This is a genomic window from Rhodobium gokarnense (assembly GCF_025961475.1).
GTDB classification, from domain to species: Bacteria; Pseudomonadota; Alphaproteobacteria; order Rhizobiales; family Rhodobiaceae; genus Rhodobium; species Rhodobium gokarnense.
Genome location: NZ_JAOQNS010000005.1, coordinates 1 through 23,549 on the forward strand (window position 1 = coordinate 1; position 23,549 = coordinate 23,549).

A 23,549-nucleotide genomic window follows, 5' to 3' on the forward strand; every position below is an offset into this window, starting at 1 on the left:
TCAGCGACCTGGCGCCCCTCGCCGGCCTCCAAAACCTCCAAACGGTCAATTGCGGCCGCACACAGGTCAGCGACCTGGCGCCCCTCGCCGGCCTCCAAAACCTCCAAACGGTCAATTGCGGCCGCACACAGGTCAGCGACCTGGCGCCCCTCGCCGGCCTCGAGAACCTCCAAACGGTCTATTGCTGGTCCACACAGGTCAGCGACCTGACGCCCCTCGCCGGCCTCCAAAACCTCCAAACGGTCTATTGCTGGTCCACACAGGTCAGCGACCTGGCGCCCCTCGCCGGCCTCGAAAACCTCCAAACGGTCGACTGCGGCCGCACACAGGTCAGCGACCTGGCGCCCCTCGCCGGCCTCGAGAACCTCCAAACGGTCAATTGCTGGTCCACACAGGTCAGCGACCTGGCGCCCCTCGTCGGCCTCGAAAACCTCCAAACGGTCAATTGCGGCCGCACACAGGTCAGCGACCTGGCGCCCCTCGCCGGCCTCCAAAACCTCCAAACGGTCTATTGCAGCGACACACAGGTCAGCGACCTGGCGCCCCTCGCCGGCCTCCAAAACCTCCAAGAGATCGATTGCAGCGACACACAGGTCAGCGACCTGGCGCCCCTCGCCGGCCTCGAAAACCTCCAAACGGTCAATTGCAGCGGCTGCCACCTTTCAGACGACTTCGAAACACTTTGGTTTCGACCATCTCTCTCAACGGCAACCCTGTGGAATACAACGTTGCCAAGTGTGCCGGCGGAAGTGCTTTCGCAGTACTATGGCGACAACTGCCTGGCCCGACTGCGCTCCCATTTTCGCGACCTTGGCGAGGGCCGCGAAACCATCGGTGACGTCAAGGTCATGATTCTCGGCAACGGCCGCGTCGGCAAGACAAAAATCTGTCGGCGGTTGAGCGGACAGGACTTTGGCGATCGCAAGGAACCTTCGACGCACGGCATTCGCATATTGTCTGCCCCGCTGCCGCATACCGGCAAGGAGAACCAGCCTGCTAGAAAAATGCAAATCTGGGATTTTGGCGGCCAGGACATCTATCACGGCACCCATGCGCTGTTCATGAAGAGCCGCGCCATATTCCCGCTGGTCTGGACGACAAAATCGGAAGGATCAATCGAGCACGAATATGGCGGGATGCGCTTTGCCAATCAACCTTTGGCATATTGGCTGAGCTATGTTCGCCAATTCGGCGGCACGACCTCGCCACTCATTATCATACAGAACCAGTGCGACGGCCCCCGCGACGAGGTTCTGGAACCTCCATTGCCTGCTGAAAACCGGTCCGATTTTCCGTTTTGCAAGCATGTCCACTACAGCGCACTCAAAGATCTAGGAAGGGCGTCGCTGGACGACGCCATCATTGAGGCGATCAAATGGCTTGACCAGACGCGAGGGGTCGACGTTATCGGGGCGGGCCGGGCGACGGTCAAACGGCAATTGGAGGAAATGCACCGGGCCGATACGGAGCTGCCGGTGAACGAACGCCGGAATCAGGTACTCAGCAAAGCCCAGTTCAGAACGCTATGCGTTGAGGCTGGTGGGATTTCCGATCAGGACTTGCTGCTCGACTATCTCCACAACACCGGCACAGTGTTCTACCAGCGCGAATTGTTTCGCGACAGAATTATCCTCGACCAGCAATGGGCTCTGGATGCGATCTATTCGATTTTCGATCGAGAAAATGTCTACCAACGCCTGACGAGAAGTCGACATGGTCGTTTCGACCGGATCGATTTGGCATCCCTGCTGTGGGACGCTGAAGGTTATAGCATCGATGAGCAGAAGCTTTTTCTCACATTCATGGAATCCTGCGGGGTTTGCTTTCGGGTTAGCGGGAACGATCCGGACGAAGGCAGCGCCCCCGAATACATCGCCCCCGACCTTCTGCCCGAAGAGTCACCGCAGGCCGTTGCCGAGAAATGGAACGCCGACCGCCCAACGGAAGAAAAATCCTATGCCTTCGACCTGCTGCCGCCCGGACTGATGCGCGGCATCATTTCGCGGATCGGTTCGCAAGCCGGACTGTCGGGCGACTATTGGCGACATGGCGTTTATGTGTCCGAGACCCGGACAGGAAGTCGGGGCATCGTTGAAGAACGCTGCGCCGAAGGCTGGAAGGGCGACATCCGTGTTGCAGCCCAGCGAGGACAGGCCAAAACGCTGCTTGCAGCGCTCTGCGAGATCGTCGAACAGGAACAGAAGCGCTTCGGCCTGACCGCGCAAGCTAGCGAGATACGCCAGAAAGCCGAAGAGTTCGAACTCGCCTTTCAGCGTGAGGAGGCCGCTGTGCCCAAGATATTCGTCTCATATGCCTGGGGTGACGAGACCCCCGAGGGCCGCGGTCGTGACGAAGCCGTGGAAGCCCTGTGCAACGACGCCCGCGACCGGGGCATAACCGTTTATCGCGACAAAGATGAACTCCACGTCGGTGACCGCATCTCCGACTTCATGAACATGCTGTCCGCCGGCGACCGGATTTGCATTATCCTTAGCAAAAAATACTTGGAGTCGTCATTCTGCATGAAAGAGTTGTACGATATCTGGAGGAGAAGCGGGTTAAAGGACGATGACCTCCTAGAGAAGATCAGGGTGTACCGTTTGCCGTGTGCAAACATATTCACTGCGGCGGACCGTCTTCGTTGGGGTGCCCACTGGCAGCAACAATACGATGAACTCGATTCCTTGGCCAAGGAAGTCGGGCATCAACTCATGTCGGAAAAGGATTTCAATCACTATAGGCGCATGCAGCGCTTTGCCTCCGACATCGGGGAGATCCTTACTGCGGTCGCCGATGTGGTATTGCCGGCCAATATCGAAGACTACGGTAGGTACTGCTTTGAAGACATTTCCTCCAACGATTCGGACGCCAATACTGGATCCGATTAGGAAATTGATTTCTAAAGTATTTCCGATTTTGGTGAGCCCCTACTCCTTCTTATCCTCAATGTAACTCAGCGGCAGGGCCGTCGTATACTTGATCTGCTCCATGGCGAACGACGAGGAGACGTCGGCGATGTCGATTTTGGCGATGAGGCGTTTGTAGAAGGCGTCGTAGGCTTCGATGTCGGGGACGACGACGCGGAGCATGTAGTCGACCTGGCCGCTCATGCGGTAGAACTCGACGACCTCCGGGAACTCGCTGATCAGTTCGGCAAAGCGCGACAGCCAGTCCTCCGTGTGCTTGTCGGTGGTGATGGCGACGAACACCGTCACCTTGGCGTTGACCTTCTTCGGGTCCAGCACGGCGACGCGGCCCTGGATCACGCCCTCCTCCTCCATCCGCTGGATGCGGCGCCAGCACGGCGTCGTCGAGAGGCCCACCCTTCGGCCGATCTCGGCGACGGGCACGGTGCAGTCCTTTTGCAGGATGGACAGGATCTTGCGGTCGACGCGGTCGATCATCGGCTTCACTCCGGTAAAACCATTTTCCTCTATTACCCCCTATTTCTCTCCATATTTGCTCAAACAGGCTATCGCAAGCGGAAAATTAGATTTTTCTTCTAATTTCGGCGCGTGGCGGCCTTGAGTTGGGCGCGCGAACGGCTACCTTTCAACCCAACGACGAAGGTCGGCCGAGAGCGCTCCCAGCGCCCGCCGCCAAGGAGACCGAACAATGGCCAAATTCACCGCGCTGACGCCGCAAATCTCCGTTTCCCCGGAGCTGTCGGAGACCGATATCGCCCGGGCGGCGGCCATGGGCTTTCGCACGATCCTCTGCAACCGGCCGGACGACGAGCCGGGCGTTGCCTTTTCGTCCGAGGCCGCGCGGCACACCGCAGGCGTCTTCGGCATGGCGTTCCACCACGTGCCGGTCGCCGGCTATGAGATCACCGAACCCGACGCCATCGACGCCGTTGCCGACGTGCTCTCCGGGGCCGTCGGGCCGGTGCTGATGTACTGCAAGTCGGGAATGCGCTCCGCGTATCTGTGGGCGCTCGGCGCGGTCGGCGAGACCGGCCTCGCCGAGACGCTTCAGATCATGGAGCGGGCCGGGATCGATGCCTCGATCGTCGAAGACGAACTCATCGAGCGCGCCGCGATGGCACCGGCCGCGGCCGACGCGGCCGCCTACGCGGCTGCGGTCTGACCGCCGCTTCAACAGTTGCGATGCCCCGCAGCGCCGTCTGGCCCTTCATCGGGCCGGGCGGCGTTTTTCGTTGGAAGACGGCCGGTCAGCGGCAGCCGAGATTGCCTTCCATGCGCTTGATGCGGGCGACGTTGTTGCTTTCCACGCGCGAGAACGGCGGATTGCTGGTCGAGCAGCCGGAATTGTCGAAGAAATTGCGGCCGCGCTTCGTCTTGAAGCAATAGCCGTTGCGGTAATAGATCTCGTTGCGCGCCACCCACAGGTCCTGGCAGCTCAGGCTCTCAAGCTCCCAGTTAGCGAGCGCCCGCTCCGAGCTGTCCGGAAATACGGAAAAGGCCTGGGCATTGGCCACGCCGCAACCGAACGCCAGTGCCGTGCCGGTGCAGGCCGCCGTCAGGATTGCGGAAAACGGTTTTTTCATCTCGTTCCCTCCCGTCTTCGGCGCCCGGTCAGCCGGGCCACCTCGGCCTTCAGGATAGGCAGGATTTCGGCCTCGAACCATTGATTTTTCTTCAGCCAGCCGGTGTTGCGCCAGGACGGATGGGGCAGCGGCAGGATCGCCGGCCCGGACGACGCTGCCATGATCTCGCGCCAGGCGGCGACCGTCTCGGTCATGGAGCGACGGCGCAGGGGCCCCAGGTGATAGGCCTGCGCGTACTGGCCAATGGCGAGCACCAGTTCGAGCTGGGGCATGGCGGCGAACAGGCGGTCGTGCCAGGCGCTGGCGCACTCCCGGCGCGGCGGCAGGTCGCCGCCCTTGTCGTCCTGGCCGGGAAAGCAGAAGCCCATGGGAACGATGGCAAGGCGCGAGGCGTCATAGAAGACCTCGCGGTCGATCCCCATCCAGTCGCGCAGCCGGTCGCCCGAGGGATCGTTGAAGGGAAGCCCGGTGGCATGGACGCGCGTTCCCGGCGCCTGGCCGCAGATGGCGAGCCGCGCGGTGCGCGACAGGCGCACCACCGGGCGCGGCTCGTGCGGCAATGGGGCGCCATCAGGTGCATCGCGGCAGATCCGGCAATTGGCGACGCCCTCAGCCAGCGCCTCGATCTCCTTAGCGCCTATCGCCTTTGTCCGCGCTTTGGTGCCTGCCGTCAGGTCTTCGCTCCCGTCGCTCTGCCCGTTGCCACCGCGCTCGGCCGGGCGCCGATCCGCGCCTTCCAGTCGAGCAGATAGGTGCAGTCCTCCGGCACCGCCATGCGCGCGGGACGCAGATACTCCACATAGCAATAGGCGCTGATATCGGCGATGGAAAAGCCGTCGCCGGCGACGAAGGCGCGGCCCGCCAGTTCGCCATCCAACAGCCGCAGGAAGTCGAGCAGGCGCGGCCGGTTGGCCTCGGCCCATTGCGGCACCTGTGGCACCTCGAAGGCGGCCATCGCCGGATGGGTGTGGCGAAACACGGCCATCACCGCGGTGCCGAGATTGAGGTCGATGCGGCGGTTCCACATCTCCACCAGCGCCCTGTCCTTCGCGCCGGTGCCGAACAGGGGCGGCTCGGGATGGATCTCCTCGAAATAGCGCGAAATGGCGACGGATTCGGAAATCGCCGTGCCGTCGTCGAGCACCAGAACCGGCAGGCGCTTCAGCGGGTTGATGCCGGCGAATTCCTCCGAGAGGTGCTCGGCCTTGCCGAGGTCGACCCGTTCGAGCGGCACGTCGATGCCCTTTTCGGCGAGGAACATGAGCGCCCGGCGCGGATTGGGCGCCCCGGACCTGTCCACATAGAGCTTCATTCCGACCCCCCCTTCCCGCCGGTCTTTCCCCCGGCGCGTTGTCCTCTTCTTGCGCCAAGCCTTGCATGGCGGCGCTGCCCTTTTCAATCGCGCCGGCGCTCACCTGGCGGGGTGGAGACGGCGCCAGTCGCGGGGGCTCTGGAACGGGCCCTGCCAGATGCCGCGACCGGCGAGCCGGGCCTCCGTTTCCTCGACGAGGAAGCGCCAGTCGGCCGTCGCCCAGCCGGACCGGACCATTTCCCGGTTGAGCAGGACGCCGTCGCGGCGGCACCAGCCAAGGCCGCGATCGTACCGGTCGCGCCCCGAAATGCGGCAGGAAACGTATCCTCCGTTTACCAATTCGGCGAGGGCATCGCGGGCGCGGCGGCCGCACGGATAGGCGCCCGCATCGTTCGAACAGTCCTGGCGCAGCTCCGGCGCATCGATGCCGAGGAGGCGCACGCGCTCGTCCCCGAAAGTGAGGCTGTCGCCGTCTGCCACATAGGGCGTTCCGGCAACGGATTCCTTGTCGTTTTCGATACCTGACAGCTCCATCAGGTCGTCCAGATGGAGCCCGGCAAGGACGAGCCCGAGGACGAGGAGAACCAGAAGTGGTCTCGGCAATCTGCGCCCGGTGCGCCGGTTCGTCCGTCTCATTTGCCGTTAACCATAAAATTGAGGTGGTTGTTAACGTTTAAGGCGAAGAATTGCGCCGATTGAAAGCGGTTTTTTCAACCCCTTGCAAACCCTGAGGTATGGCGGTCGATGGCCGAAACGACGGTCACAGCCAGCGACGACAAGACATTGCTCAGCCGGATGCGCGCGCAGAAGCGACGCGACGTCACGCGGGCGGTGCGCGACGTGCGCGAGCGGCTGACCTCGCAGACCGGCACGCGCGCTTCGTTCGACTACGAGCTGACGCTGGCGCATGCCCGCAGCGGCCTCAATTCGATCCTGCTGCTGCCGGCGCTCGCCGTCCTTGCCGCGCTGATTGCCTCGCTGTGGGTGGAAAAGGGTTTCGTCATAAGCTGGCTCAGCCTGGTGCTCGCCGCCAGCGCCTTCAAGCTGTCGCTGTTTCGCAGCCTCATCGGCAAGCACCAGAAAGACGTGCGGCTGAAGAGCTGGCGCCGGCGTTTCGTCGCCGTCGCCCTTGTGCAGGGCCTTTGCTGGGGCGCGTTCTTCTTCCTGCCGTCGCGCGACGGCAATGCCTTCGTCACCTTCCAGTTCGCGGCGCTACTCATCGTCATCGCCGTCGTCACCATGCTGGCGTCCAACATGCCGATGGCGATCTGGGCCGGAACGGTGCCGATCACGGCCTGCTCCATGCTCGCCCATATGGCCTCCAACGTGCCTGTCCACTACGTCATGGCGGTGACCTCGGCGGGCGCGCAGATCTTCTTCCTGATGCTCGGCTACCGGCTCTATTCGACCGCGCTCGCCGCCCTTTCCTTCCAGGCGGAAAAGGACGCGCTGATTGCCGAATTGGAGCAGGCCAAGGGCATCTCCGACGAGTCGCGCCGCCGGGCCGAAGAGGCGAACCTTGCCAAGTCGCGGTTCCTCGCCACCATGAGCCACGAGCTGCGCACGCCGCTGAACGCCATTCTCGGCTTCTCCGAGGTGATCAAGAACGAGCTGCTCGGTCCGCTGGAGAACGCCACCTACAAGGACTACGCCAACGACATCCACTCCTCCGGCGAGCACCTGCTCAACCTCATCAACGAGATCCTCGATCTGTCGCGGATCGAGGCCGGGCGCCAGGAGCTGCAGGAGGAGGCGGCGACGCTCCTCTACATCGTGGAGGACTGCCAGCACCTCGTCGCGCTGAAGGCCAAGAACAAGGACATCCGCATCTTCAACCAGTTCGAGCAGAACATGCCGAAGCTGTGGGCGGACGAGCGGGCGGTGCGCCAGGTCATCCTCAACATCCTGTCGAACGCGGTGAAGTTCACGCCGCCGGGCGGCGAGATCACCATCAAGGCCGGCTGGACCGCCGGCGGCGGGCAGTATGTCTCGGTGCGCGACACCGGCCCGGGCATCCCGGAAGAGGAAATCCCGATCGTGCTGTCGTCCTTCGGCCAGGGCTCGATCGCGATCAAGTCGGCCGAACAGGGCACCGGCCTCGGCCTGCCGATCTGCCAGGCGCTGATGAAGATGCATGGCGGCACCTTCGACCTCCGGTCGAAGCTGCGCGAGGGCACCGAGGTGATCGTCACCTTCCCGCAGTCGCGGGTTCTGGAGGTGATGCCGGCGATCGAAGAGCGCAAGGCCGCCCAGCGCAAGCGCGCCAACATGCGCTAGCGCGAAAAGCCCCTGCCCGTCTCAGTCCTGCGATTTCGCTGCCACGCCGGCTTCCTCGAAGGTCGCCATGCCGGAATGGGTGGCGGCCGCCACGCGGATGATGCCGGCGGCGAGCGCCGCGCCCGTGCCCTCGCCGAGCCTGAGGCCGAGATCGAGCAGGGCCGTCTGACCGAGGCATTCCAGCATGCGGGTATGGGCCGGCTCGGCCGAGCGGTGGGAAAAGATGCAGTGGGCGATGGCGTCCGGATTGACCGCATGCAGCGCGCAGGCGGCGGATGTCGCGACGAAGCCGTCGACGACGACCGGCACCCGGTGGTGCCGGCCGGCAAGGATGGCGCCGGCCATGCCGGCGATCTCGCGGCCGCCAACCCGGCGCAGGATCTCCAGCCCGTCGGTAACGCCCTCCGCCTTCATCCGCTTTGCCGCGGCATCGACGGCGGCGATCTTGGCCTGAAGGCCGGGGCCGACGACGCCGGTGCCGGGGCCGACCCAGTCTTCCGGCGCGCCGCCATAGAGCGAATGGGCAATCGCCGCTGCGACCGCCGTGTTGGCGATCCCCATCTCGCCGATGCAAAGGAGGTCGATGTCGCCGTCGATCGCCTCCATGCCGTAGGCGATGGTGGCCGCGCAGTCGCGCTCGCCGAGCGCATCGGTCTCGGTGATGTCGCCTGTCGGATGGTCCAGCGCCAGCTCATAGACCCTCAGCGAGAAATCCTGGGAGGCGCACATCTGGTTGATGGCAGCGCCGCCATTGGTGAAGTTGGCGACCATCTGCTTTGTCACTTCCGGCGGATAGGCCGAGACGCCGCGCGCGGCGACGCCGTGGTTGCCGGCGAAGATGGCGACGCGGACGATGTCCACCTTCGGCATTTCGCGCCGCTGCCAGGCGGCCAGCCATTCAGCGATTTCCTCCAGGCGCCCGAGCGAGCCGAGCGGCTTGGTCAGGACAGCCTCACGTGCTCGCACGGCAGCGACGGCATCGGCATCGGGTCCCGGAACGGACTGCAACAGCGCCCGGATGTCGTCGAAGGGCGCCTGCGTTGCGCTCGATGTCATCGGTTTGGCTCCTTTGGGATTCTGCAGATTTCAGTATGGCGAGTCGTGAGCGGCACTCTATAACCGGCCAAGTTTTGTCGGCAACAGGCGCACCGGCGGCACGTCCAAGAAAGCTGCACGCGGCGCCGGCGTATTGACGCACAACCACGGCGCACATCCCGTGCGGCCGGTAGCGGTTGCCTTTTTCCCCCGTCCCCTTATCTGAAAAGAGCCCTGCCCCACAATCACGAGCACGCGACCGCAGCCATGGCCGTCCCCTCCCCTTGCATGAACATCTGCCGGATCGACGCGGCCAGCGGCTTTTGCGAAGGCTGCGGGCGGACCATCGAGGAGATCGCCCGCTGGTCGTCCTATTCCGACGCGGAGAGGCGCGCCGTCCTGAAGGAGCTGGAGGGCCGCGAGATTCCGGCAGGCGCGACGAACACTCCCGGAGGGGCGACATGAACCGGCCGCTCGTCTGGGCGCTCCTTGCCGCCATCGGCATCGGGCTGATCGTCGGCGCGCAACTGATCTGGCCGCCGCAGCCGGAGGACATCCTCGATTTCGAGGGCCCGCGGCTTGCCGCCCTCATCGCCCTCCTCGTCGTCCTCGGCGGCTCCATGCTCGCCTCGCGGCCGAAAATGGGCGAGGTGTTCAAGGCCGTCGTGTTCTGGGGCGGACTGGCGCTCGTCCTCGTCGGGCTCTACGCGTTCCGCTACGACCTGGAGATGATCGGCCGGCGCACCATGGCCGCGCTCGTCCCCGGCATGGTGGCGGAAACCTCGGACGGCTCCGGCGCCGTCTCCGTCATGCGGGCCAACGACGGCCATTTCCATGTCGACGCCGATGTTGACGGGGAGAGCATTTCCTTCCTCGTCGACACCGGGGCGAGCTCCATCGTGCTGACCCAGCGCGACGCGGAACGCGCCGGCATCGACGTCAACACCCTCCACTATTCGATCCCGGTCTCCACCGCCAACGGACGGGCGCTGGTGGCACCGGTCCGGCTCGACAGGATCTCGGTCGGCTCGCGCATCGGGCTCAGCAACGCCGAGGCGTTCGTTGCCGCCCCGGGCGCGCTTCAGACCAGCCTCCTCGGCATGGATTTTCTGAACGCCGCCTCGTCCTCGGAGATCCGCGGCGACCGGCTTATTTTAAGGCCATAAAGGCCTGGAACCGGCATTGACCGCGAGCCATGGGAGATCAGGCAAGGGCCCTGCCAGCCATATCCTCCCGGCACGCTGAACCGAACGTCGTCAATGCCGGTTGATAGCGGGAGCGGGTTCGTCAAAGGAACAGGCTGAGGACAAAGCGGACGGCGACAATCAACAAAAAGATGCCGAAGAAGAGCTGCAGTCCGCGGCGCGACAGCTTGTGGGCGAGGCTGACGCCGAGCGGGGCGACCATCACCGTGATCGGCACCACCAGAAGCATCGCCAGCAGGTTGACGTAGCCGATCGAGAACGGCGGCAGGCCGGGTTCGCCCCAGCCGGCCCACATGAAGCCGATCATGCCGGGAACGGAGATCAGCGTTCCCGTGCCCGCCGAGGTGGCGACCGCCTGGTGGATCGGCCGGCCGTAGAGCGTCATGAAGGTGTTGTTCATGACGCCGCCGCCGATGCCCATCAACGTCGAGACGAGGCCGATGAAGCCGCCGATGATGGCGCGGACCGGATTGCCGGGGATGTCGTCGCCGAGGCGCAGGCCGCCGCGGTCGAACAGCATCTTGGCGGCAACGATGGTCGCGATGACGGCAAAGATCAGCTTCAGCCCGTCGGCCGAGACATAGGCGGCGATCAGCGAGCCGATGACCACGCCGGCAGGCACCGGGATGGCCCAGGTCTTCAGCAGCTCCATGTCGACGGCGCCACGCGCCTTGTGGGCGAGGAACGAGCGGATCGAGGTCGGGATGATGATGCCGAGCGAGGTGCCGACCGACAGGTGCATGCGCACCGCCTCGTCGACGCCGAGAAAGGCCAGGAACTGGTAGAGCACCGGCACCAGGATGGCGCCGCCGCCGATGCCGAAGAGGCCGGCCAGCACGCCGGCAACGGCGCCGGCGGTCGCCAGCGCGGCGGCGAGCATGACGATTTCGCCGATCGGCGCGGTGATTTCCATGGTCGGGTCCTGTTTGCCGGAAAAGTCTGCCGGAAAAACGCGTGTTCAGCCCTCGGCTGCGGCAGAACGGCGCGCAGCGGCTGGCCCTGTCTCGCGCAAATCGACGGCTGAGTCCAGCGGGTGCGTCGCAACCGCGGCGAGCGCCTCACGGATCACATCGACGCCGGCACCCGGTTTCACCGCCCCCACCGTCAGGATGCGGCGCCAGGCGCGGGCGCCCGGAACGCCCTGGAAGAGGCCGAGGATGTGGCGCGTGATGTGGGACAGGTGCGCGCCGCGACCAAGCTCCGCCTCGATATAGGGGATGAGACCGTCGACGACGGCGAACGGATCGGCATCCGGTCCTGCCTCGCCGTAGATGACGCGGTCGACGGCGGCGAGCAAGCTTGGGTCCTTGTAGGCGGCGCGGCCGAGCATGACGCCATCGACATGGGCAAGGTGGGCGCTCGCCTCCTCCAGCGTGGCGATGCCGCCATTGATGCCGACGAAGACGTCCGGCAGGCGCGCCTTCAGGCGATAGACCCGGTCGTAGTCGAGCGGCGGCAGGTCGCGGTTTTCCTTTGGGCTGAGCCCCTCCAGCCAGGCCTTTCGCGCATGGACCCAGAGCGCGTCGGTGCCGGCGCCGACGACCGCATCGGCGAGCGCATCGAGGGCCGTTTCGGTGTCCTGGTCATCGATGCCGATGCGGCATTTGACGGTCACCGGGATATCGACCGCCGCCTTCATCGCCGCAATGCAGTCGCCGACGAGCCGCGGCTCGGCCATCAGGCAGGCGCCGAAGCGGCCGGACTGCACCCGGTCCGACGGGCAGCCGACATTGAGGTTGACCTCGTCATAGCCGAAGTCCTCCGCAATGCACGCGGCCTCGGCGAGGTCGGCCGGATCGGACCCACCGAGTTGCAGGGCCACCGGGTGCTCTGCGGGACCAAAGCCAAGCAGCCGATCGCGATCGCCATGGATGACCGCGCCCGTCGTCACCATCTCCGTATAGAGCAGCGCCCGACGTGTCAGCAGCCGATGGAAAAACCGGCAATGCCGATCCGTCCAGTCCATCATCGGCGCAACGGCGAACTTCGTATATTCTTCAATCATTTATATTTAGATTCTGGGCGGCCTTGAGATTGGACAGACTGACATTGCCTACAAACGCAATATGTGGCTCATTTCATTCCATTTTCAAAGTGCAACGTCCGATGTCACCCAATGCCACGTTCCGGCTCATCGCCTGAATAGCCCAGGGGTCCTAAACGCCCTCGGTGCTCATTTCCTGCTGCCCTTAGAACTCGACGGGAGCAAGGATCAATGACGACGGCCAGATAGGCAAAGCCTCGGAGGGTTCGGATGCAGGTGTGTCGGTCACCCGAAGCCGGCTCGCCATGCCGCGTCCTGCCGGAGAGCGGCGGGTCCGCACGGCAATATCGGCGAGGTTCGCAGCCACCGTTTCTGCGGCAGCCACGAAGCCGCGGGAAACGTCATGCCGCGCTCTTGACGTCCGGGAGATTGACGGCGTGCCGTGCGATCAAGACTTCCCCGTTGGTGACGATGATATGGACGGGCAGCGACCCGGAAGCGGCAATGGCCGCGTCGCCGCGTTCGTTGGCCACCTCGTTAGGGGTGATGCCGGGGAATCCGAGATAGCCGCAGATACGGCTGCGCACCGGGGCGGAATGCTCGCCGATGCCGGCGGTGAAGACGAGCGCATCGAGACCTGCGAGCGCGGAACTTAGGGCGCCGGTCTCCTTGGCGACGTGATAGCAGAAGAGATCGACCGCCTCCCTCGCCTCCGGCCTGTCGCTTTCCAGAAGAACGCGCATGTCGTTGGAGATGCCGGAGACGCCGGGAAGCCCGCATTCTCGGCAATAACCTGCCCGGCATCGACGTCGTGGACGCGGCAGGCAACCGCATCGGCTATCTTGCCCGTGACGTTGTCTTTGCAGCGCAGGCTTAGGTGCTCAGTTCCGATGAACTATCGCCAGCGCTGAACCGCTGCCGGTCTTGGGGACACTCTCTAGGCGCCTTGCGCATGGGCGAGTGCCTGGGAAGCTATCGGCGGGGGCATCCGCACGCTTTCGGTGACCAGCCGGACCGTATCGAGCGCGATCATCCGTTCCTCGTCGGTCGGCACCACCAGGGTCGCGACGGACGCGCCGGGCGCGCTGATATTGGTGTGGCCGTCCTGAACCAAAAGGTTGGTGCGCTCGTCGATCCTGACGCCCAGCACTCCGAGGCCTTCGCAGATGCGCGAGCGGATTTCCGTGCTGTTCTCGCCAATGCCGGCGGTGAAGACCAGCGCGTCGAGCCCGTCCATCGCGGCGGCGTAGGCGCCGATGGTCTTCTTGATCTGGTAGACGAAGATGTCGACGGCAAGGGCGCAACGCTCGTCGCCCGCCTCCGCCCGCGTCACCACCTCGCGCATGTCGTTGCTGACGCCGGAGACGCCGAGGAGACCGCTCCTCTGGTAGCAAAGCGCCTCGACCTCTTCGAGCGGCATGCCCACCTCCTTGACGAGATGGAAGATGATGGCCGGATCGAAGTCGCCGGAGCGGGTGCCCATCGGCACGCCGCAGAAGGTGCCGAAGCCGATGCTGGTGTCGACCGACCGGCCGCCCTTGACCGCATCGAGCGTCACCCCGTTGCCGAGGTGGCAGACCACCATGGCCAGATCCTCGATCGGGCGATTGAGGATGTCGGCGGCTGCCTGGCTGACATAGCGGCACGAGGTGCCGTGGAAGCCGTAGCGGCGGATGCCATGGTCGGCATAGAGTTCGTAGGGCAGTGCGTAGACATGCGCCTCGGGCGGCACGCTCTGGTGAAACGCGGTGTCGAAGACGACGACGTTCGGCACGTCCGGGAACCGCCGCCGGCACTCTTCGATCCCGGCGATGTTGCTGGGATTGTGGAGCGGCGCGAAGCGGACGCAGGCTTGAAGCTGCTCCATGACGGTGGCGTCGACGACGGTGGACTCGACGAACACGTCGCCGCCATGGACTGCACGATGGCCAATCGCCGTGACCGCCTCGGGGCCATCGATGACGGCAAATTCCGACTGCATCAGGTTTTCCGCCATGATGTCGAAGGCCGCCCTCTGGTCGGCGATGGGACCGCGGAAGAACACCTCGCCGTCGCCGGCACGATGCTTGGAATAGGCGCCATCTTCGCCGATACGCGCAATCAGCCCCGTGGCGACGACCTCGGTCAGGTCGGCGTTGTAGAGCCGGTATTTCAAGCTCGAACTGCCGCAGTTGATGGTCAGGATCATGGTTTCTCCTCATGTTGCGGCACGTCATGTCGCGGTGCGGGGGCCGCAGGCGCATTCAGCGTCCATCGGATTTTCAAGGCGCGACCGGGCGGCACGAGGCAATGGGTGACAGGGAGGATGCCTCGTGCCGCCCGTCGCCGGCGGCATCGCCGTCTTGGTGATCAGATCGGGATCGGCAGGAAGGCCCAGAAACCGATCCATGTCAGGAAGTTGAAGACCGTGGTCATGGCCGCGATGGTGCAGGCCGGCGGGTCGATATGGGTGTCCCCGCGGCACAGGAAGACGCGGGCGAACAACTCGCCGACGAAGGCGCAGATGAGCCCCGCGATCGCCGCCCAGATGATGCTGCCCGACGCCACGCCGACGATGGCCGCCGGAAGCGCGATATGGTGGGTCACCGGCGTCAGCACGCCGAGCGTCAGGAGCAACAGGCTTGCCGCCGCGATGCCGAAGGCGAGCAGCGCACCGGGCGTGCCGTAGGTCACGCCGAGCCAGCCGCCGAACAGGCCGACGCCGATACCGATCACCACGAGTTGGCCGACATCGCTCTGGAACGCCAGCCACTTGGTGGCATCAGTCGGGTGAAAGAAACGCTCGCCTTCCGGCGCCTTGCCGCAGAAGCCGCAGGTGCCCCAGGCGAAGCGCGCAATGAACGCGGAAATCACCACGCCGAGGCCGGGATAGTCGGTCCAGGCAAGGCCCGGGCCGAAATTCGGCACCATGCCGACGAGCCAGACAACCACATAGCCGATAATGCCGAAGGCGCCGCCGACCAGCAGCACATCGGGGCTGTTGAGCCCCATGCCGGCGGTCACGATGTTGCGGCCGCTGTCGAGCTTGCCCTTGCAGGCCGCATAGGCGGCCGCCGCGACGCCGGAGGCGAAACCGCCTGCCTGCGGGCCGAAGGCGTCGAACGGGATGCTGAAGAAGGTCGTCGCCTCGGGCGCGACGGCGAGCTGGATGGCAACGCCGAACATGGTCAGAAAGCCGACGAAGGCGAAGGCCGGAAGAGCCCCGATCGCGGCGCCGAAAATACCGCCGCCAAAGGCGACGAGGAGACCGATCGCACTCATGTTTTCCCTCGTATGATGTCATCGGCACAGCGCCGCACGTGATGCTCGGCCGAGGGCGTGGTCACCGCTTCGATGTCGCGTGCCGAACCCGATGTCGATGGCTCGGTCGTGCCCGGGCTTTCGCCCTATTCTTCGAAACCGCGCACAAGATCCCCGTTCCCGGCGATGAACATCATCCAGGCTAAACTGATGTGCCTTGGGATACACAAAAACCGAAGTGATCCGCAGTCGGATGCTTCGATCGCCGAAATCGTATGTCTATTTAAAATAATGGGTCAACGAGATGGACTTGGCTTCAGATGGTAATTTCTTGCAAAAACCAATACGATCCGGAGAAAATAGCGCTTGAGAAGCCTATTCTTCCTCGGCGCCGACCCTTGGCGGCCGATTCTTGTTTTGAGGTTTCAATGACTTATGCGCTTGCGGGGAGCGGGTCGGCGCGAGACGGCGGCAGCGGGGCACCACACTTGTGCGCCGCACAGGACAAGAAATTACCCTTCAAGTCAAAAAATTACCCTTTCCCGGTCATTTCTTGACCTTGGCAGAACTACCCGGACATCTGTCGGGAATCCAGCGTTTCTGCGCTTTATTAGCCCATGACGGCCGGATCAAATTATTACCAGAACTTGTCAAACTACTCTCGTTGACCGTTTTACGAGACGAGGAATACGTTTTCTCCAAACACACGGCAAGTTTGGCGGCGACGTATTATGTCCCGAAGCGGAACCCAGAAAATCCTCATGCTCGTCGGAGATTTCTCCGAAGACTATGAAGTGATGGTCCCGTTTCAGGCGCTGCAGATGGCCGGCCTGGCTGTCGATGCCGCCTGCCCCGGCAGGCGCGCAGGCGAGGTCATCAAGACCGCCATCCACGACTTCGAAGGCGACCAGACCTACAGCGAAAAGCCCGGCCACATGTTCCGGCTCAACGCCGCCTTCGCGTTCGTCGAGGCGGACCACTATGCCGGCCTCTACCTTGCCGGCGGACGGGCCTGCGAATATCTGCGCCTCGATCCTGACATCCTCGCCCTGACCCGCGCCTTCATGGCCGCCGGTCGGCCGGTCGCCGCGATCTGCCACGGACCGCAGATCCTGGCGGCGGCCGACGTCGTCAAAGGGCGCCGGCTGACGGCCTATCCGGCCGTCGCCCCCGAAATCCGCGCCGTTGGCGGCGACTACGTCGCGGTCGAACCGGAAGAGACGGTTCTCGATGGCAATCTTGCAACGGCGCCCGCCTGGCCCGGTCATCCGGGCCTGCTGCGTGCCTTCGTGAGGCTCGTCGACCCGCAGATCCTGACCTGAAGAAACCGGCGCCGACGGGCCGAAAGGGTCCGGCGGATCGTCCCAGCCTGGAGAAGATGATGCTGCAGAAGATGATGATTGAGAAGGGTTTTACGACCCCAACCGACCGCGTCATCCGGTTGAAAAACCAGATCCTGAACGCGCGGCCGCACGTGGAATCCGAACGCGCGGTCCTGGCCACCGAAGCCTACAAGACCACAGAAGGGCTTCCGGCGATCCTGCGCCGCGCCAAGGTGGCCGAGAAGATCTTTAACGAGCTTCCGATCACCATCCGCGACGACGAGCTGGTCGTCGGGTCCATCACCAAGAACCCGCGGTCCACCGAGATCTGCCCCGAATTCTCCTTCGACTGGGTCGAGAAGGAATTCGACACGATGGCCACCCGCATGGCCGACCCGTTCGAAATTCCCAAAGAGACGGCAGCGGAGCTGCACGAGGCCTTCAAATACTGGCCCGGCAAGACGACCAGCGACCTGGCCACCTCCTACATGTCGAAGAAAACCAAGGATTGCATGGCCAACGGCGTCTTCACCGTCGGCAACTACTTCTTCGGCGGCGTCGGCCATGTCTGCGTCGACTACGGCAAGATCCTGGCGATCGGCTTCCGCGGCGTGATCGCCGATGCGGTCAAGAAGCTCGATGAGCTCGACCAGATGGATCCGTCCTACATCAAGAAGCAGCAGTTCTATAACGCGATCATCATCACCTACAATGCGGCGATCAACTTCGCCCATCGCTACGCCGACAAGGCCGAAGAGCTTGCCCGCACGGAAAGCAATCCGACGCGCAAGCAGGAACTGCAGCAGATCGCCCAGAACTGCCGCCGCGTGCCGGAAAACGGTGCCTCGACCTTCTGGGAAGCCTGCCAGACGATGTGGTTCGTGCAGTGCATGCTGCAGATCGAATCCAGCGGCCACTCGATCTCCCCGGGCCGCTTCGACCAGTACATGGACCCCTACCTGCAGGCCGATACGTCGATCAGCCGCGAATTCGCGCAGGAACTGGTCGACTGCATCTGGATCAAGCTGAACGACGTCAACAAGACCCGCGACGAAGTCTCGGCCCAGGCCTTTGCCGGCTATGCAGTGTTCCAGAACCTGTGCGTCGGCGGCCAGACCGCCGATGGTCTCGATGCCACCAACGACGTCTCGTATATGTGCATGGAAGCGGTCGCCCATGTCCGCCTGCCGGCACCGTCGTTCTCGATCCGCGTCTGGCAGGGCACGCCCGACGAGTTTCTGTACCGGGCGGCCGAAGTCGTCCGCCTCGGCCTTGGCGTCCCCGCCGTCTACAATGACGAGGTCATCATCCCGGCCCTGCAGAACCGCGGCGTGGCGCTCGCCGATGCGCGCGACTACGGCATCGTCGGCTGCGTCGAGCCGCAGGCGATCCACAAGACCGAAGGCTGGCACGACGCGGCCTTCTTCAACGTCGCCAAGGTCCTGGAAATCACGCTGAACGGCGGCAAGGTGGGCGACACTCAGCTCGGCCCGGTGACCGGCGGGATGACGAGCTGGACCTCCCTCGACGACTTCTACGACGCCTTCCAGACGCAGATGGCGTTCTTCGTGAAGCACCTGGTGGAGGCCGACAACTGCGTCGACTACGCCCATGCCGAGCGGGCGCCCCTGCCCTTCCTGTCGGCCATGGTCGACGACTGCATGGGCTCCGGCAAGTCCGTCCAGGAAGGCGGCGCGATCTACAACTTCACCGGCCCGCAGGCCTTCGGCGTCGCCGACACCGGTGACTCCGTCTATGCCATGAAAAAGTTCGTCTTCGACGAAAAGACCCTCAACATGGCCGACCTGAAGGCGGCGCTGGACGCCAATTTCGGTCTTGCTGCCGGTGCCTCGACGGCCGCTGCCAATGGCGAGCCGACCGAAGAACAGGTCTATGCGGCGGTCCGCCAGGTGCTGGTCAACAGCAGCTCGACCGACATGTCGACCCTGAAGGACGAGGTCTACCGGACGCTCGCGGCCAATGGCGGCAACGGTGCCGGCGAGGGCAAGTACGAAAGCATCCGCCGGATGCTCGACAGCGCGCCCTGCTTCGGCAACGACATCGACGACGTCGACCTGATCGCCCGCAAGTGCGCTCAGATCTACTGCAAGGAAGTGGAGAAATACACCAATCCGCGCGGTGGACAGTTCCAGGCCGGCATCTACCCGGTCTCCGCCAACGTGCTGTTCGGCAAGGACGTCGCGGCACTGCCCGACGGCCGGCCGGCCAAGGCGCCGCTCGCCGACGGCGTCTCGCCGCGCCAGGGCAAGGACGTCAAGGGACCGACGGCGGCGGCCAACTCGGTTGCCAAGCTCGACCACTTCATCGCGTCTAACGGAACGCTCTACAATCAGAAGTTCCTGCCATCCGCCCTTGCCGGCGACGGCGGCCTGAAAAACTTCGCCTCCCTGGTGCGCTCCTACTTCGACCACAAGGGCATGCACGTGCAGTTCAACGTGATCGACCGGCAGACCCTGCTCGATGCCCAGAAGGACCCGGAAGCGCACAGGGACCTGGTGGTCCGCGTGGCCGGCTACTCCGCCCAGTTCGTCGTGCTCGCCAAGGAAGTGCAGGACGACATCATCAGCCGCACGGAACAGACGTTCTAGGCACGAAAACCGGCGCGCGGGCTCCTCTCCCGCGCGCACGATCCCCGGGCGAGGACATCCGGCGGGACCGACCTTTTTTTGATCGCTCTCGCCGGCCGCCCCCGCCCGGTCACCCCGCAAAGGTCCGCAAAGGACAGGTGTTTCGATGGCACGCTACCAGAGCTTCTCGCTACGGACAGAAATCGTCTTCGGACCCGGACTGCTGGAACGCCTCCACGCCTATCGCGGACAGAAGGTGGGCATCGTCACCGACGCGTTCATGGCCGGCTCCGGCCCGCTCGATCGCGTCATGGGCTATCTCGCCGATTGCGACGTCCTGGTCTTCGATGAAGCGGTTCCCGAGCCGCCGGTTGCGACGATTTCCAAGGGCGCCCGCATTTTCGCCGAGTTCCGCCCCGACGTTCTGGTGGCGCTTGGCGGCGGCTCGCCGATCGATGCGGCCAAGGCCATTCTCGCGATCGTCCGCGAAACGGACACCAGCCGCACGATCCCGTTCGTCGCCATTCCCACCACCAGCGGTACCGGGTCCGAAGTCACCGCCTTTGCCGTCATCTCCGATCCGGACAAAGGCCGCAAGTTTCCGCTGATCTCGCCGGACCTCATCCCCGACGTCGCCCTGCTCGATGCGGAGTTCGTGCGCACGGCACCCGCCAAGGTGACCGCCGATACGGGGATGGACGTGATCACCCACGGCCTTGAAGCCATGGTCGCCACCGGCGCCTCCCATTTCACCGACGCCTTTGCCGAAAAGTCGCTTGAGCTCGCCTTCGCCAATCTGCCGAGGGCTTACGAGAACGGCGACGACATGGAGGCGCGCGAGGCGATGCACCAGGCCTCCTGCCTGGCCGGCCTCGCCTTCACCGCCGCCGGCCTCGGCATCAGTCACGGCCTCGCCCACGCGCTTGGCGGCCGGCTCCACGTGATCCACGGCCGCCTCAACGCGGTGCTGCTGCCGGCCGTGATCGCCTTCAACGCCGCAAATCCCGACGCGGCGGATCGCTACGCCCGCATCGCCCGGCGGATCGGCCTCGACGTGCCCAGCACGCGGGCCGGCGTGCGCGGCCTGATCCGGGCCATTGAGGCCCTCAACACCCGTTTCGCCATCCCGTCGACCCTCAGTGGACTTGGTGTCGACATCAAGGAGTTCGGCTGCATCCGGTCGGAGATCGCAGCGGCCGCACTGGCCGATGCCTGCACGGCCAGCAATCCCCGCAAGCCATCCCAACCCGAGCTGGAGAGCCTGCTCGCCAGCGTCGGCGGATAGCAACCGAGGGAGAACGCAGCAGAGCAGGAGGCCGAAAGAGAAGACGGCAATGGATCAACTTACGAACCTCGTGACGAAGGAGAAGACAATGCAACAGGAAGCACTGGGAATGGTCGAGACCAAAGGCCTGGTCGGCGCGATTGAAGCGGCGGACGCCATGGTCAAATCGGCGAATGTGACAATGATCGGCTACGAGAAGATCGGCTCCGGCCTCGTCACCGTGATGGTGCGCGGCGATGTCGGCGCGGTGAAGGCCGCTACCGACGCCGGTGCCGTGGCGGCCGAGAAGGTCGGCACCGTGGCCTCCGTCCACGTCATCCCGCGGCCGCACACGGAAGTGGAACGCATCCTTCCGCACCCGGCAGCAGTCGCCGCCGAGTAACCCCTGAACCGGACAAGGAGGAGCAGTCATGCAAGACGCTCTTGTCGACCAATTGATGGGGGAAGTCATCCGCAAGATGAATGGCGGGGCAAGCGCCCCCGCCGCCACCCCCGAACCGGCCAGCGCAGCACCCCGCGCCAAGGCCCCGGCAGCGTGCAATCTGACGGAGTTCGTCGGCACCGCCATCGGCAACACGATCGGCCTGGTCATCGCCAATGTCGATCCGCTGCTGCACGAGCAGATGAAGATGGACAAGAAGTACCGCTCCATCGGCATCGTCGGTGCGCGCGTCGGCGCCGGCCCGCACATCTTCGCGGCCGACGAGGCGGTCAAGGCGACCAACTCTGAAGTCGTCCTGATCGAGCTGGCACGCGACACCGAGGGCGGCGCCGGCCACGGCTCGCTGATCATCTTCGGTGCTTCGGACGTCTCCGACGCCCGCCGCGCCGTGGAAGTGACGCTCGGCGAGATCGACCGCACGATGGGCGACGTCTATGGCTCGCCGGCAGGCCACCTGGAGTTCCAGTACACGGCCCGCGCCAGCGCCGCGCTCAACAAGGCGTTCGGCGCACCGATCGGCCAGGCCTTTGGCATCACCGTCGGGGCCCCCGCCGCCATCGGCGTGGTGCTCGCCGATACCGCGGCCAAGGCGGCGACCATCGATGCCGTCGGCTACGCCTCGCCGGCCAATGGCACCAGCTTCTCCAATGAGGTGATCTTCACCTTCAGCGGTGATTCCGGTGCCGTGCGCCAGGCCATCCATGCGGCCCGCGACGTCGGCAAGCAGCTCCTCGGAGCGATGGACCCGACGCCGCTGGTGTCGACCACCACGCCGTACATCTGACCCGCGGGCAAGGAGGACAGTCATGACTGAGCAAAGCCTCGGACTGATCGAAACCATCGGCCTGACTGCAGCCGTCGAAGCCGCAGACGCGGCCGTGAAGGCGGCCAATGTCCAGCTGGTGGGCTACGAACTGGCCAAGGGCGAGGGCATGACCGTCGTCAAGCTGCTCGGGGACGTCGGCGCCATCAAGGCTGCGGTCTCTGCGGGGGCCGCGGCCGCAGGCCGGGTGAACCGTGTCATCTCCACCAAGGTGATCGCACGGCCGGCCGCGGCGCTGTCCCGGCTCGTGGACAGTGCCGAGACCGTGGGCATCGCCGCTCAGCCCCACCCGGCCGACATCCCCTCCCCGGTCAAGACGGAAGCCCCGGCGGAACAACCCGCCGAGGCCCCGGCCGAGAGCCCCACCGAAAAGCCGGTCGAGGAACCCGCTGCGGCGAAGGCCGAACCGCCGGTCGCCGCTCAGTTCCAGACGAAGGCGGAGACGGCGGCTGCGGACGCTGCACCCGTCGAGACCGCTCCCGCCAAGGAACCCGAGGTGACGGTCCCGCCAGTGGACGTCCCGCCAGTGGACGTCCCGCCAGTGGACGCCGCGCCGAAGGCCGCCAACGGCAAGGTCGCGGATGAAAAGCCGGCCGCAAAACGCGCGGCAGACGCCGCACCGAAGAGCGGACCAGGCGACCCCAAGCCGACGCCGCGCAGTCGCCGTGGCGGCACGGCCAAGAAGGCCAAGACGACCTAGCGCCGTCTCCGATCCCCCGCGCATCGGGGTCGGCAACGAAAACGATCCGGGCCTGGCCGTCCTGTGCGGCCCGGCCAACGGTCCCGGCTGCGCCGAAACGGACGCCGGACAACGAATAACAGGACAGGTCGATGCAGCTTGCAGAAAGCACAATCGAACGGATCATCGCGGAGATCCTCGCCCAGGGACAGGCCGCGGCCGAGGCAGTCGCCCGCACCCGCGCGGCGCCGGATCCGGCGCTCATCCCCGTCGGCGTTTCCAACCGGCACATCCATCTTTCGCGCCCCGACATGGACGCCCTGTTCGGCCCCGGCGCGGCGCTGACGCGCAAGAAGGCGATGAAGCAGCCGGGCCAGTACGCGGCCGAGGAAACGGTGACCTTGCGCGGGCCGAAGGGCGAGATCGGCAAGGTCCGCGTGCTCGGTCCGCTGCGCGCAGACACCCAGATCGAGATTTCCGTGGCCGATGGCTTCGTGCTCGGCGTGCGGGCGCCGCTGCGCCTTTCCGGCCGCCTCGACGGCTCGCCCGGGATCGAGGTGATCGGACCCCAAGGCCGCGTCACCAAGGACTACGGCGTCATCGTCGCCCTTCGCCACATCCACATGCCGCCGGAAGTCGCGGCCGGGCTCGGCCTCGCCAATGGCCAGGACGTCGACGTCGAGGTCGACGGTCCGCGCGGCGGCATCATGCGCGGCGTTGCCGTGCGCGCGGCGGAGAACTCGGCCCTGGAAATGCATATCGACATCGAGGAGGCCAACGCTTTCGGGCTGAAGAACGACGATCTCGTGCGGATCCGGAAAGCCTGAGGAAGACGGGCGGACAGGCG

The 23,549-nt window shown here is 64.9% G+C and carries 23 protein-coding genes; 12 read left to right on the plus strand and 11 right to left on the minus strand.

Translation table 11 applies throughout. The annotated features are described in order from the left end of the window. On the plus strand, positions 1–2,888 hold a 2,888-nt coding region (locus M2319_RS09735), incomplete at its 5' end, for a leucine-rich repeat domain-containing protein (RefSeq protein WP_264601272.1). A gap of 39 nt (positions 2,889–2,927) precedes the next feature. Here the strand turns inward: M2319_RS09735 and M2319_RS09740 are convergent. Then, complete coding sequence (locus tag M2319_RS09740) at positions 2,928–3,404, minus strand: Lrp/AsnC family transcriptional regulator (protein ID WP_111432780.1); 477 nt, start codon at positions 3,402–3,404, stop codon at positions 2,928–2,930. A gap of 211 nt (positions 3,405–3,615) precedes the next feature. On the opposite strand from M2319_RS09740, the gene M2319_RS09745 reads away from it, so the two are divergent. Next, positions 3,616–4,089: a TIGR01244 family sulfur transferase gene (locus M2319_RS09745; RefSeq protein WP_264601273.1), complete on the plus strand. Its 474-nt coding sequence runs from the start codon at positions 3,616–3,618 to the stop codon at positions 4,087–4,089. 85 nt (positions 4,090–4,174) lie between these two features. Here M2319_RS09745 and M2319_RS09750 read toward each other — a convergent pair whose 3' ends face one another. From M2319_RS09750 to M2319_RS09765, 4 genes are all read right to left on the minus strand, one after another. Further along, complete coding sequence (locus M2319_RS09750; RefSeq protein ID WP_264601274.1) at positions 4,175–4,510, minus strand: YARHG domain-containing protein; 336 nt, start codon at positions 4,508–4,510, stop codon at positions 4,175–4,177. After that, positions 4,507–5,151 carry a uracil-DNA glycosylase family protein gene (locus tag M2319_RS09755; RefSeq protein ID WP_264601619.1) on the minus strand — a complete coding sequence of 215 codons (645 nt, stop codon included), beginning with the start codon at positions 5,149–5,151 and terminating at the stop codon, positions 4,507–4,509. The genes M2319_RS09750 and M2319_RS09755 overlap by 4 nt, the downstream gene beginning before the upstream one ends. 29 nt (positions 5,152–5,180) lie before the next feature. Then, positions 5,181–5,822, minus strand: coding sequence for a glutathione S-transferase family protein (locus M2319_RS09760; RefSeq protein WP_264601275.1), 642 nt, complete (start codon positions 5,820–5,822; stop codon positions 5,181–5,183). A 99-nt stretch (positions 5,823–5,921) separates the two neighbouring features. After that, complete coding sequence (locus M2319_RS09765) at positions 5,922–6,425, minus strand: thermonuclease family protein (protein ID WP_264601276.1); 504 nt, start codon at positions 6,423–6,425, stop codon at positions 5,922–5,924. Between the two features lie 141 nt (positions 6,426–6,566). Between M2319_RS09765 and M2319_RS09770 the strand changes: the two genes are divergently transcribed. Beyond that, complete coding sequence (locus M2319_RS09770) at positions 6,567–8,099, plus strand: sensor histidine kinase (RefSeq protein ID WP_264601277.1); 1,533 nt, start codon at positions 6,567–6,569, stop codon at positions 8,097–8,099. A gap of 21 nt (positions 8,100–8,120) precedes the next feature. On the opposite strand, the gene cobT is transcribed toward M2319_RS09770, so the two are convergent. After that, entirely contained in the window at positions 8,121–9,155 is a 1,035-nt protein-coding gene (cobT, locus tag M2319_RS09775; RefSeq protein ID WP_264601278.1) for a nicotinate-nucleotide--dimethylbenzimidazole phosphoribosyltransferase, read from the minus strand. Between the two features lie 246 nt (positions 9,156–9,401). Between cobT and M2319_RS09780 the strand changes: the two genes are divergently transcribed. Together M2319_RS09780 and M2319_RS09785 are read left to right on the plus strand one after the other, a co-directional pair. Further along, positions 9,402–9,599 carry a DUF1289 domain-containing protein gene (locus M2319_RS09780; protein WP_264601279.1) on the plus strand — a complete coding sequence of 66 codons (198 nt, stop codon included), beginning with the start codon at positions 9,402–9,404 and terminating at the stop codon, positions 9,597–9,599. Next, positions 9,596–10,300, plus strand: a complete 705-nt coding sequence (locus M2319_RS09785; RefSeq protein WP_264601280.1) for a retropepsin-like aspartic protease family protein — start codon at positions 9,596–9,598, stop codon at positions 10,298–10,300. The genes M2319_RS09780 and M2319_RS09785 overlap by 4 nt, the downstream gene beginning before the upstream one ends. Before the next feature lie 121 nt (positions 10,301–10,421). Here M2319_RS09785 and M2319_RS09790 read toward each other — a convergent pair whose 3' ends face one another. The 5 genes from M2319_RS09790 to M2319_RS09810 all read right to left on the minus strand — a co-directional run bounded on the left by M2319_RS09790 (position 10,422) and on the right by M2319_RS09810 (position 15,584). After that, positions 10,422–11,252, minus strand: a complete 831-nt coding sequence (locus tag M2319_RS09790; protein ID WP_264601281.1) for a sulfite exporter TauE/SafE family protein — start codon at positions 11,250–11,252, stop codon at positions 10,422–10,424. 45 nt (positions 11,253–11,297) lie between these two features. After that, entirely contained in the window at positions 11,298–12,344 is a 1,047-nt protein-coding gene (gene dusA, locus M2319_RS09795) for a tRNA dihydrouridine(20/20a) synthase DusA (protein WP_264601282.1), read from the minus strand. Between the two features lie 380 nt (positions 12,345–12,724). Next, positions 12,725–13,066 (minus strand): hypothetical protein, encoded by a 342-nt coding sequence (locus M2319_RS09800; RefSeq protein WP_264601283.1) that lies wholly within the window; start codon positions 13,064–13,066, stop codon positions 12,725–12,727. 194 nt (positions 13,067–13,260) lie between these two features. After that, positions 13,261–14,511, minus strand: a complete 1,251-nt coding sequence (locus M2319_RS09805; protein ID WP_264601284.1) for an acetate/propionate family kinase — start codon at positions 14,509–14,511, stop codon at positions 13,261–13,263. Positions 14,512–14,672: 161 nt separating this feature from the next. Next, positions 14,673–15,584, minus strand: coding sequence for a permease (locus M2319_RS09810; RefSeq protein WP_264601285.1), 912 nt, complete (start codon positions 15,582–15,584; stop codon positions 14,673–14,675). A 710-nt stretch (positions 15,585–16,294) separates the two neighbouring features. Between M2319_RS09810 and M2319_RS09815 the strand changes: the two genes are divergently transcribed. The 7 genes from M2319_RS09815 to M2319_RS09845 all read left to right on the plus strand — a co-directional run bounded on the left by M2319_RS09815 (position 16,295) and on the right by M2319_RS09845 (position 23,529). After that, positions 16,295–16,885 carry a DJ-1/PfpI family protein gene (locus M2319_RS09815; RefSeq protein ID WP_264601286.1) on the plus strand — a complete coding sequence of 197 codons (591 nt, stop codon included), beginning with the start codon at positions 16,295–16,297 and terminating at the stop codon, positions 16,883–16,885. A 59-nt stretch (positions 16,886–16,944) separates the two neighbouring features. After that, positions 16,945–19,494, plus strand: a complete 2,550-nt coding sequence (locus M2319_RS09820) for a glycyl radical protein (protein ID WP_319801776.1) — start codon at positions 16,945–16,947, stop codon at positions 19,492–19,494. Positions 19,495–19,639: 145 nt separating this feature from the next. Beyond that, positions 19,640–20,758, plus strand: coding sequence for a 1-propanol dehydrogenase PduQ (locus tag M2319_RS09825; RefSeq protein WP_264601287.1), 1,119 nt, complete (start codon positions 19,640–19,642; stop codon positions 20,756–20,758). A gap of 88 nt (positions 20,759–20,846) precedes the next feature. Next, positions 20,847–21,140: a propanediol utilization microcompartment protein PduA gene (gene pduA, locus M2319_RS09830; protein WP_264601288.1), complete on the plus strand. Its 294-nt coding sequence runs from the start codon at positions 20,847–20,849 to the stop codon at positions 21,138–21,140. Between the two features lie 28 nt (positions 21,141–21,168). Beyond that, complete coding sequence (gene pduB, locus M2319_RS09835) at positions 21,169–21,984, plus strand: propanediol utilization microcompartment protein PduB (protein WP_264601289.1); 816 nt, start codon at positions 21,169–21,171, stop codon at positions 21,982–21,984. A 22-nt stretch (positions 21,985–22,006) separates the two neighbouring features. Then, positions 22,007–22,723: a BMC domain-containing protein gene (locus tag M2319_RS23225; RefSeq protein WP_319801777.1), complete on the plus strand. Its 717-nt coding sequence runs from the start codon at positions 22,007–22,009 to the stop codon at positions 22,721–22,723. A gap of 131 nt (positions 22,724–22,854) precedes the next feature. Next, complete coding sequence (locus M2319_RS09845) at positions 22,855–23,529, plus strand: phosphate propanoyltransferase (RefSeq protein WP_319801778.1); 675 nt, start codon at positions 22,855–22,857, stop codon at positions 23,527–23,529. Positions 23,530–23,549 lie beyond the last annotated feature (20 nt).